The organism is Belnapia moabensis DSM 16746, assembly GCF_000745835.1.
GTDB classification, from domain to species: domain Bacteria; phylum Pseudomonadota; class Alphaproteobacteria; order Acetobacterales; family Acetobacteraceae; genus Belnapia; species Belnapia moabensis.
In genome coordinates this window covers 1-10,226 of the sequence record NZ_JQKB01000036.1, presented here as the reverse complement: position 1 = coordinate 10,226, position 10,226 = coordinate 1, and the positions used below count along the sequence as shown (strand labels likewise).

9 protein-coding genes are annotated in these 10,226 nt (G+C 68.2%); 5 read left to right on the top strand and 4 right to left on the bottom strand.

The genetic code is table 11. The annotated features are described in order from the left end of the window. Nucleotides 1–70: 70 nt before the first annotated feature. The 3 genes from EP26_RS19300 to EP26_RS19290 all read left to right on the top strand — a co-directional run bounded on the left by EP26_RS19300 (nt 71) and on the right by EP26_RS19290 (nt 3,725). Nucleotides 71–1,507 (top strand): adenine nucleotide alpha hydrolase family protein, encoded by a 1,437-nt coding sequence (locus EP26_RS19300; protein ID WP_157033628.1) that lies wholly within the window; start codon nt 71–73, stop codon nt 1,505–1,507. A gap of 121 nt (nt 1,508–1,628) precedes the next feature. Continuing rightward, nucleotides 1,629–2,600, top strand: coding sequence for a TAXI family TRAP transporter solute-binding subunit (locus EP26_RS19295; protein WP_043341111.1), 972 nt, complete (start codon nt 1,629–1,631; stop codon nt 2,598–2,600). Nucleotides 2,601–2,750: 150 nt separating this feature from the next. Further along, nucleotides 2,751–3,725 carry a Bug family tripartite tricarboxylate transporter substrate binding protein gene (locus EP26_RS19290; protein WP_043341046.1) on the top strand — a complete coding sequence of 325 codons (975 nt, stop codon included), beginning with the start codon at nt 2,751–2,753 and terminating at the stop codon, nt 3,723–3,725. 78 nt (nt 3,726–3,803) lie between these two features. On the opposite strand, the gene EP26_RS19285 is transcribed toward EP26_RS19290, so the two are convergent. After that, the gene (locus EP26_RS19285) at nt 3,804–4,439 is read right to left on the bottom strand and encodes an FMN-binding negative transcriptional regulator (RefSeq protein WP_043341043.1); all 636 of its coding nucleotides are present in this window, start codon (nt 4,437–4,439) and stop codon (nt 3,804–3,806) included. Nucleotides 4,440–4,491: 52 nt separating this feature from the next. Then, entirely contained in the window at nt 4,492–4,671 is a 180-nt protein-coding gene (locus tag EP26_RS19280) for a hypothetical protein (protein ID WP_043341041.1), read from the bottom strand. A gap of 98 nt (nt 4,672–4,769) precedes the next feature. Here EP26_RS19280 and EP26_RS19275 point away from each other — a divergent pair, with 98 nt between their 5' ends. Next, complete coding sequence (locus tag EP26_RS19275) at nt 4,770–5,840, top strand: mechanosensitive ion channel family protein (RefSeq protein ID WP_052389384.1); 1,071 nt, start codon at nt 4,770–4,772, stop codon at nt 5,838–5,840. A gap of 34 nt (nt 5,841–5,874) precedes the next feature. On the opposite strand, the gene EP26_RS19270 is transcribed toward EP26_RS19275, so the two are convergent. Both EP26_RS19270 and EP26_RS19265 read right to left on the bottom strand, forming a co-directional pair. Further along, nucleotides 5,875–6,663 carry a potassium channel family protein gene (locus tag EP26_RS19270; RefSeq protein ID WP_084112669.1) on the bottom strand — a complete coding sequence of 263 codons (789 nt, stop codon included), beginning with the start codon at nt 6,661–6,663 and terminating at the stop codon, nt 5,875–5,877. Nucleotides 6,664–6,665: 2 nt separating this feature from the next. Beyond that, entirely contained in the window at nt 6,666–7,901 is a 1,236-nt protein-coding gene (locus EP26_RS19265; protein WP_043341039.1) for an argininosuccinate synthase, read from the bottom strand. A 217-nt stretch (nt 7,902–8,118) separates the two neighbouring features. Here EP26_RS19265 and EP26_RS19260 point away from each other — a divergent pair, with 217 nt between their 5' ends. Continuing rightward, nucleotides 8,119–10,152: a beta strand repeat-containing protein gene (locus tag EP26_RS19260; protein ID WP_043341037.1), complete on the top strand. Its 2,034-nt coding sequence runs from the start codon at nt 8,119–8,121 to the stop codon at nt 10,150–10,152. Nucleotides 10,153–10,226 lie beyond the last annotated feature (74 nt).

Genomic DNA, 10,226 nt, shown 5'->3' with positions numbered 1-10,226 from the left:
TCTAAGCCTCCCCGGCCTGCCGGATCGGACCGGCGGCAGCCGCGGGCCGCAGTCTTTACGGCCGACAAGCATGGGGGAAACGGGCCGGGTGCTGATCTCGGATGCCGGGCCGCGCGCCCATCGCCATCAATTCGTCATCTCCAGGCAGCCCTTCCTGCCGGACGAGGACTGGACCTCGCAGGCGCTCTCCAACGAATTCCACCTGTCCCACCAGCGGGACCTGCCGGTGCAGGTCCTGGAGCAGGACGGCCGAAGCGTGATGCTGCTCGGCCACGCCTTCGCCCTGGCGCCGGGGGCGGGGCCGGACGAAATGGCAGGGCGCTTCGCCCGGATCGAATGGCCCTACCTCTACCCCGATCCGAGCGTGCTGCTGCCCATCCACTATGGCGACACGCCCGGCGGGCCGCTGGTCACCTCGAGCCCGAGCCTCGCCGCCCGGCTCGGTGGCGGCGCCGTCACTTCCCGCGGGATCGCCTGGTCGGGGCTCAACTGGACGCCGCCGCCCGGCACCGCGGTCGCAGGCATCGCCCGGCTGATGCGGGACCAGCGCCTCGCCATCCCCACCGCCACGGTGGAGCGCGTCGAATGCCCGATCCGTCCCGCCGCCTCGGTCACGGCCGCCCGGGACGGCATGGCGGCGGACCTGACGGCGCTCGCCGGCACGCTCAAGGACCGCCCCGGCACCACCTACCTGGCCCTGACCGCCGGGCTCGATTCCCGCACCCTCCTCGCTGGGCTGCTCGCCGCCGGTACGCGCTTCGAATGCGTGACGCAAAGCTTCGACGGCGTGAATCCGGCCGATATCGAGATCGCCGGCCGCATCAGCCGCCATCTCGGCATCCGCCACCATGTCGTCGGCCCGGAAGCCTTCGACGAGGCGCCGCTGCGCCTCTGGCGCGAGCATGGGCTCAAGAGCTACAGCGACGCCGACGACGCGTACCTGATCCCGCAGAACCAATACCGCTTCCTCGGCGAGGGCGACCTGCTGGTCCGCGGCGGATGCTTCGAGTTCGGCCGGCGCTTCTACGCCTCGCGCTTCACCGGCCTCGATTTCGGCAATGCGACCGGAACCGCGCTCTGGTCCCGCTTCGAGGCAGCGGCGCCGCATCCGCCGACGGTCGCGGCGCTCGATGCCTGGCTCGACTGGCGCCGCGGCCATGCCGATGGCTTCGACCTGGTCGACTCCTTCTACCTCGACCAGCGGGCCGGCGGCTGGCTTGCCTCGGTCGAGCATGGGCTGGACATGCTGCCCGGCCACTCGTTTCCGATGGCGAATTGCAGCCGCATCCTCTCCGCCTTGATCACGCCTGCGGAGGCGGACCGGGCGGATGGCCGCTTGCAGCGCGACGTCATCCGCCTGCTGGAGCCGGGGCTGCTGCGCTTTCCCGTCAACCCGGTGGGCTTCGGCGAGCGGGCGACCCGCGTGCTGCACAGAACCCGCGACGGCATCAAGCGGCGCATCAAGCGGGTGCTGCCGGAGGCAATGGTCCGGCGGCTGCGGCGGTAGTCCGAAGCGCCACGGCCGCGTCGATACGAAAGGCGACAGACCGGACGAGCCGGGGGCTTCCCTGGGAGGCCGCCGGGCCCTATTGATCCAGCAATCAAACATCCGTTTCGGGAGCAACGTCATGACCATGCTCACCCGCCGCGCCGCCTTCGGCGCCGCCGCTCTGCTTGCCGCCCCGCGTCTGGCCCGCGCCGCCGACACCCAGCTCGCCATCGCCACCGGCACCACCGGCGGCGTCTACTACCCGCTCGGCGGAGGCCTCGCGAACATCCTCTCCCGCACCATCCCGGGGATGAGCGCGACCGTCGAGGTCACCGGCGGCTCCGTCGCCAACAACCAGCTGCTCGGCGCCGGCCGCGTCGGCCTCATCTTCTCCCAGGTCGATGCCTGCGTGGATGCGGTGAACGGGCAGGACCGTTTCCGCGGCCGGCCGGTCAAGGTCCGCGCCATCGCCGTGATCTACACCAACCGCATGCAGGTGGTGACGACGACCGCCAGCGGCATCCAGAGCCTCGCCGACATGAAGGGCAAGCGCATCTCCACCGGCGCCCCCGGCTCGGCGACCGAGGTGATGGCCTTCCGCCTCATCGAGGCCGCCGGCCTCGACCGCGACAAGGACTTCCGCGCCCGCGAGCGCCTGTCGCCGGCCGAGAGCACCAATGCGGTGAAGGACGGCAAGATCGACGCGTATTTCTTCGTCTCCGGCGTGCCGACCAGCGCGGTGACCGACCTTGCCGCCTCGCCCGGCGTCACCCTGCGGCTGATCGACCACGCCGACTTGGTGCCGAAGGTCACCGCCAAGCACGGCCCGGTCTACTTCCCGGAGGTGATCCCGGCCGGCACCTATCCCGGCCAGACCACGGACAACCAGCAGATGTCGGTGGCGAACATCCTTGCCGTGCTCGACACCATGCCGGACGAGATGGTGACGAAGATCCTTGAGAGCACCTGGAACGGCCGGGCGGAACTTGCCCAAGTCCATGCCGAGGGACGCGGCTTCACGCTCGATCGGCAGAAGACTGCCGCGGCCGGCGTGCCCTGGCACCCGGCGGCCGAGGCGTTCTGGAAAAAGCAGGGCGCGACGCTGGCCTGAGCGGCCGGTGACGCGGGCGGCGTGGGTCATTCCTGCCGCTGCCAGCCGACCGAACCCATTCCCTCCTCGTCGCGCCCAGGCCGGCGGCGCTACCGTCGCTCCGGCCGGTGGTGCTAGCCTCCCGGCAACGAAAAACGGGAGGGACATCCATTGCTGCACCGCCGCGGGCTCCTTGCGACACCCATGCTGGCCGCCTTGCCCCTCACGGGGCGAGCGCAGGCGGCTTGGCCAGACCGGCCGGTCCGCATCATCGTCGGCTTCCCGCCCGGCGGCTCCCTCGACGTCATGACACGGCTGGCAGCCGAGCAGATGGGGCAGCGCCTCGGCCAGCCCTTCGTGGTGGAGACGCGCACCGGCGCCTCCGGCAATATCGGCGCGGAGGCGCTCGCCCGCGCCACGCCGGACGGCTACACCATCGGCACGGTCAGCATGCACAACCTGCTGATCAACCCGCATCTCTTCCGCCAGCTGCCCTACGACCCCGACCGCGACTTCGCCTGGATCAGCGCGATGTGGGACCTGCCCAATGTCGCCGTGGTGCCGGCGCAGCATGTTCCGGCGAAGACCTTGGCGGAGTTCGTCACCTGGGCGAAGGCGCGGCCCGGCGGGGTAAGCTACGGCTCCTCCGGCGTCGGCACCACCATCCACCTCTCCGGCGCCTATCTCGCCAACCGCGCTGGCCTCGACGCGCAGCATGTCTCCTTCCGCGGCGGCGCGCAGACCATCACCGCCATGCTGGGGGGCGACATCCAGTACGCCGTGGACAACCTCGCCTCCTATGTCGGGGTGATCCAGGAGGGGCGGATGCGGGCACTGGCCGTGGCGCTGCCGCAGCGCTGGCCGGCCCTGCCCGACGTGCCCACCATGGCGGAAGCCGGCCTGCCCGGCTTCGAGGTCTCGCCCTGGCATCTCTGGGCGGCACCGCGGGGCACGCCGCAGGCGGTGGTCGAGCGGCTTTCGGCTGAGGTGCGCGCCGCCTGGACCGACCCGGCGCTGCAGCAGCGGGCGATCGGCATGGGCGCCCGGCTGACCGGCTCCACGCCGGAGGGGCTGGCGGCGCGGCTTACCAAGGAGAAGCCGATCTGGGCGGAGATGGTGAAGGTCAGCGGCGCACAGTCGGAATAGGCCACGACGCCCCGCGGCTGGCGGTTCAGAGCCTCGCCCGGCTGCTGACCATTGTCGCTCCGATGCCGCGCCGCATGCTCAGCCCCCTTCCGCCAGGCGTTGCATTGCCGATGCGGTGGCGCGGTCGCGGGGGTCCTCGCTCGCGGCCAGCCCGGCCACCGCGCCGTCCCGGTCGGGCGTGGTGCGGTTCTGGCTGAGCTTCCGCTTGCCGGTCAGCCGCTCGATCCGCAGCACGAAGCCAACGATGCCCTTGAGCTGGCCGGCGACGAAAGCCTCCGGCGCATCCGCCAGGGACCAGGGGCGCGGTTGCGCCGCCTCCCTCTCCTCGGTCAGCCGGCTGACGATGCCGTGCAGCCGCGCCGCATCCTCGATGATCTCGACCGGCCCTTCGGCATGCACCGCTTCGTAGTTCCAGGTCGGCACCACCCGGTGATGCTCGGCCTTGGACGGATACCAATTGGGCGAGACATAGGCCTCCGCCCCGCGGAAGATGGCGATGGCCCGGCCCGTCGCGCGCAGCGCCCCCGCATGCGGGTTGGCCCGCGCTAGATGCCCGATCAGCTCGCCTCGCTCGGCATCCAGCGTCAGCGGCAGATGCGTGACGTCCGGCACGCCCTCCGCCCCGTTCGAGACGAGGAGCGCAAGCCGCGCCTCGCGGATCAGGCCATGCAGGATCTCCGGGCGGTCCTCCCGGAAGGCGGCAGGGTTGTACATGGGCCGAGCATGCCCGTACCTGCCCCGCCGCGTCCAATGCGGAAGGCGCGGTTCAGCGCTGCTTGTCGTCTGCCGTCTCGGCGGCGGCGCTCTCGGTCCTGGCCCGATCGTCGTTCGGCCGGCCTCCGGGCGAGCCGCCTGCCTCCTCGATCTCCTCCGGCTTCGCCGCCCCGCGGGACATCTCCTCCTCGCTCCACGGCTTCTCGCCCGTTCCCTTCTTCTCTTCCGGCATCTCGCATCTCCTCCGTATCGAGTATCCAGCGCGGGCCGGGCGCCACGGTTCCAGCGCTGCCGCGTTGGGGCGCCGGCTGCCCGATGGAAGACGTGCCCATGCTGAGCAATCTGCTGATCGGAGGGCGGGAACTGCCGCTCTGGCTCTCCCTCCTGATCCCCTTCGTCCTCGCCCCGGCGCTGGCGCTGGTGGCGCTCCGCCTCGTCCACGCGCTGCTGGACCGGGTGCTGGCCGGCAGCCAGGCCCGGCTGCTACGCCGCATCCTGGCCGATGGCCGCGGCGCGGTGCGGGTCACCATCGCCCTGCTGGCGGTCGAGGTGGCGCTTCCCGCCGTGGACCTGCCGACTGCCGCCGAACAGGCTGCCAGCCGCGCCGCCGCCCTCGGCCTGGTGGTGGCGATCGGCTGGGCGCTGACCCGCAAGGTCGCCGCCGCCTTCGACGCCTATCTCGAGGGCGAGCTGGGCGAGAATGCCGACTGGCTGCAACGCCGCCGCCGTACCCAGCTGATCGTTTTCCGCCGCCTTGCCGTCTCGGCCGGCATCACCCTGACCGCCGGCCTGGTGCTGACCGCGATCCCCGCCGTCCGCGCCGTCGGCCTCAGCCTCTTCGCCTCGGCGGGCGTCGCCGGCATCGTCGCCGGCCTCGCGGCGCGGCCGGCCGTCTCCAACCTCATCGCCGGCATCCAGATCGCGCTGACCCAGCCGATCCGCCTCGGCGATGCCGTGCTGGTCGAGGGCGAATGGGGCCATGTGGCGGAGATCACCGCGACCTACGTGACCATCGCCACCTGGGACCAGCGCTCCCTCGTCGTCCCCATCGGCTATTTCACCGAGCGGCCGATCCGCAATTGGACCAAGACCAGCGCGCAGCTGCTCGACACCGTCTTCGTCTATGTGGACTACGCCATGCCCGTCGCCGAGCTGCGCGCCGAGGCGCAGCGCATCGTCGAGGCGACCCCGCTCTGGGACCGGCGCGTCTTCGCGGTGCAGGTAACCGACCTGAAGGAGCGCAGCATCGAGATCCGCGTGCTGATGAGCGCCGCCAATTCCGGCGCGATGTTCGACCTGCGCTGCCTGATGCGCGAGCAGCTCATCGCCTTCCTCGCCGAGAAGTACCCGCGCTCGCTGCCCCAGGCGCGGCTTTCCGTCTCCGGTCTGCAGGCTGCCTGACCGCTGCCCATGCCCGGCGCGGCAGCCGCTCCGGTCAGCCCTCGCCCTCGTTCGGGATGTTGAGCAGGGTGCCGCAAGCTTTGCAGTGGACCGCATCCGGCTCATGCCGCTGCAAGCCGCAATCCGGGCAGGAGAAGCGCACCTTGTTCGGCCGGAACAGCGTCTGCGCCAGCCGCAGGAAGAGGGTGACGCCGGCCAGCATGATCACCACCGAGAGCAGCCGCCCGACCGGGCCCAGCAGGGTGATGTCGCCGAAGCCCGTCGTCGTCAGGGCGGTGACGGTGAAGTAGAGCGCGTCCGAATAGTTGGTGATATGCGGGTTACCGCGATGCTGCGTCTCGAACACCACGCCGGTCATGACGAAAATGAAGACGCCAAGCTGCGCCGCCGCCAGCGCCGCCTCCTCGTTCTGGCGGAAGAAGGGCAGGTCGCTGCGGAGCGAGGCGATCAGCCGGACCGAATGCAGCAGCCGGAGCGTCCGCAGCACGCGGAGGAACCCCAGCGCGCCGTGCAGCAGCGGCGCGAGCAAGAGGGAGAGGATGCCGAGCAGGTCGGCCAGTTCCAGCGGCTGCGCCAGGCTCCGCCAGGGGCGCGCGCTGGCGCCGATCCGCGCCGCGAGTTCAGCCAGCAGGACGAGGCCGAGCCCGACATCCACGGCCAGCACCAGCGTGCTGAGCGGCAGGAAGGAGGCCGTGACGATCCAGCCGATGCTGACCAGGTCGAGGCCGAGCAGGGCATAGCGGAAGCGCCGGGCCTCCGGCACCTCCGCCCGGTAGAGCCTCCGCAGCGCAACCCGGAGCCGATCACGCCGCGGCCACCGCATGACTACAGGGCGCCGCCGCGGCGCCCGGCCATGGCGCCGAGCCGCAACCGCAGCGCGTTCAGCTTGATGAAGCCCTGCGCGTCGAACTGGTCATAGGCGCCCTGGTCCTCCTCGAAGGTGACGTGCTTCATCGAGTAGAGGCTGTGCGGCGAGCGCCGGCCGGTGACGATGACGTTGCCCTTGTAGAGCTTCATCCGCACCTCGCCGCTGACGCTCTTCTGGCTCTCGTCCGCCATGGCCTGGATCATCCGCCGCTCCGGGCTGAACCAGAAGCCGTTGTAGACGATCTCGGCATAGCGCGGCATCAGGCTATCCTTGAGGTGCGCCGCCTCGCGGTCGAGGGTGATGCTCTCCATCGCCCGGTGCGCCTGCCAGAGGATGGTGCCACCCGGCGTCTCGTAGCAGCCGCGCGACTTCATCCCGACGAAGCGGTTCTCGACCAGGTCGAGCCGGCCGATGCCGTTCGCCTTGCCGAGCGCGTTCAGCTCGGTCAGCAGCGTCGCGGGCGACATCCGCGTCCCGTTGATGCCGACGGCATCGCCGCGCTCGAACTCGACGACGATCTCGGTCGGGCTGTCCGGCGCCTCCATCGGGCTGATGGTGCGCTGCCAGACCATCTCATCCGGCGCATCCCAGGGCTCCTCGAGGATCTTCCCCTCCGAGGAGCTGTGCAGCAGGTTGGCATCGACCGAGAAGGGCGCCTCGCCGCGCTTGTCCTTGGCGATCGGGATCTGGTTGGCCTCGGCGAATTCCAGCAGCTTGGTGCGGCTCGTCAGCTCCCACTCGCGCCAGGGTGCGATGACCTTCACGTCCGGCTTCAGCGCGTAGTAGCCGATCTCGAAGCGCACCTGGTCGTTGCCCTTGCCGGTGGCGCCATGGGCCACGGCATCGGCGCCGACCTCCTCGGCAATGCGGATCTGCTCCTGCGCAATCAGCGGCCGAGCGATCGAGGTGCCGAGCAGGTACTGGCCCTCATAGAGGGCGTTCATGCGGAACATCGGGAAGACGAAGTCCCGCACGAATTCCTCGCGCAGGTCGCGGATGAAGATGTTCTCCGGCTTGATGCCGAGCAGCAGCGCCTTGTCCCGCGCCGGGCCCAGTTCCTCCCCCTGGCCGAGATCGGCGGTGAAGGTCACCACCTCGCAGCGATAGGTGGTCTGGAGCCATTTCAGGATGACGCTGGTATCGAGGCCGCCGGAATAGGCCAGAACGACCTTCTTGATATCCTTCACGCGCATAATCCTGGTCCTGACAGCGGTTGAGGTTGGCCCCAGAGGGTCCTTCGGCGGCTTGGTGCCGCGTTTGCGCGTTGAGGACAAGGGTTTGCAAACGGCTAGGCTAAGGGTGGGACGGCTACCGGTCAAAAATCGTACAAGAGTGATATTATTGCTATAATGACATTTCTTCATAATTCGTTATACGGTTCGCAAAACTCAATGGAACCATATCGTAACCATGGCCACCATTTCCGGAAATCCCGGCAGCGACACACTCACCGGCACCACCGCCAACGACCTCTTTCTGGGCAGCGCCGGAAGTGACGCCATCATCGGCGGGGGCGGTTACGACGCCCTGGACTACAGCAACCTCGCTCCAGGCAATTCCTTGACGGTCACCATGGGCCAAAATGGCCTGCTGACGGTCGCCAAGGCCGGGCTCGGCATGGACTCGGCCTTCGGCATCTCGCAGTTCATGGCGACCGACGGAAACGACAGCTTCGTCTCCTATAAAGGGCAGGCTGGCGCCTATATCGACTTCGCCGGCCTTAGCGGCAACGACACCATCAATGGCCAGGGCGATTACTATGTCACGGCTATTTACTCGCGCAGTCCGTCCGGCACTGCCATCGATCTACAGGCCGGCACCGCCAGCGATGGCTACGGCACGACAGATACTCTGATCGATGTCCGGCGCGCGAGGGGTTCCGATTATGCCGATACCATCAAGGGCGGCGCCGCAGCAGACATTTTCTGGGCCAGCTTCGGCAACGACAGCTACGATGGCCGCGGCGGCACCAACAACCTGACCTACACCTACAGTGGCGTGGGTCCCCTCACGGTGGTCATGTCCAGCCTGTCCAGCGGCATGGTGATGAAGGCCGGAGGCGGAGGCGCAGACACATTCACCAACATTGGCAGCCTCGACGCGACGGATGGCAATGACAGCATCCTTGGTGTCGCTGCGACGGCTGGCCAGTCCGGCTATGCGATGCTTGCCGGACATGGCGGCAACGACACCATCGACGGCGCACTGAACTACGCCAATGTTGTCACTTACAACGTATTTGGAACGGCCACTGGGGTTGTAGCGAACCTGGGGAGCGGCACCGCTTCGGACGGACAGGGTGGCACCGACAGCCTGCGCAATGTGCGGGGTTTGCAAGGGTCGAGCTTTGCGGACGTCATCACCGGCTCGACCGGCAGCGACGTCTTTTTCGCTACAACCGGCAGCGACAGTTACAGCGGCGCCGGTGGGCAGGACCAACTCAACTACAGTCTCCTCTCCGGCAGCATTGTGGTGACCCTTACTAGCCTGATTGGCGGGACCGTTTTCAAAACCTATGACGGCAGTACCGACAGCTTCAGCGTGATCGGATCGTTTATCGGCTCTACCGGCAACGATATCTTCCGCACCGGCACCGCCAACACCACCATCGCAGGCGGTGGCGGCACGGACGTGCTGGATTACTCCAACCAAGCCGGAGCCGTGACCCGCATCCAGGTCACCTGGACCGGCATCGGCAGCGGCACCGTCACCAAATTCCTGGTCAGCGGCGCGACCGCGACCGACAAATTCAGCAGCATCAGTCGCGTGGTCGGTACCAGCGGCGCCGATATGCTAACCGGAAGCCTAGGAGATGAAATCTTCTTCCCACTGGGCGGCAACGACACGATCATCGGTGGCGGCGGGACGGACCGCCTCTCCTATGCCTCGTATTACGGTCAGCCGACCGGAAGCCAAGGCGTCAAAGTCGATCTGACGGCTCAGACCGCAACGGACTCCTTCGGCAATGTCGAGACGTTGAGTGGCATCCGCAATGTCGATGGTTCGCCATTCAATGACACCTTGAAAGGCGTCTCGATCCCATCGGGCGCGGCAGGACTGTCAGGCTATCCGAATTCGGGAACAAATTTCGGCGGAAGCGCGGGTTCGGATCTGATCGACGGCGCTATGCCCCTGACCTCGAACGTCATCAATTACGGCACGTATGCAGGCCCGCTTACGATCGCCTTTTCCGACCACCTCCACGCAATTGCAACAAAAGGCAGTAGCGGGACTGACACGCTGACCTACATCAATACCGTTATCGGCACGTCCGGCAATGACTCGATCGCGGGCAGTCCGACAGCAATGCCCGCAGGTTCCTACGGCAACTCTCTTATTGAGGCGGCCCCCATTGTCTTGACTACGCGGCGTAGCGGAATTGCGGGTGCTGAAAGATGGAGCGGATCCGCTGCGGCCGCTTGGCAAGGCTACGCATATGGCTGATCGCCGCACGTTTCAGCTGCTGCTTGCTGCGCGCCGGCGCCTTGCGCGGGACCGCCTGCTTGAGGTCGGCGTTC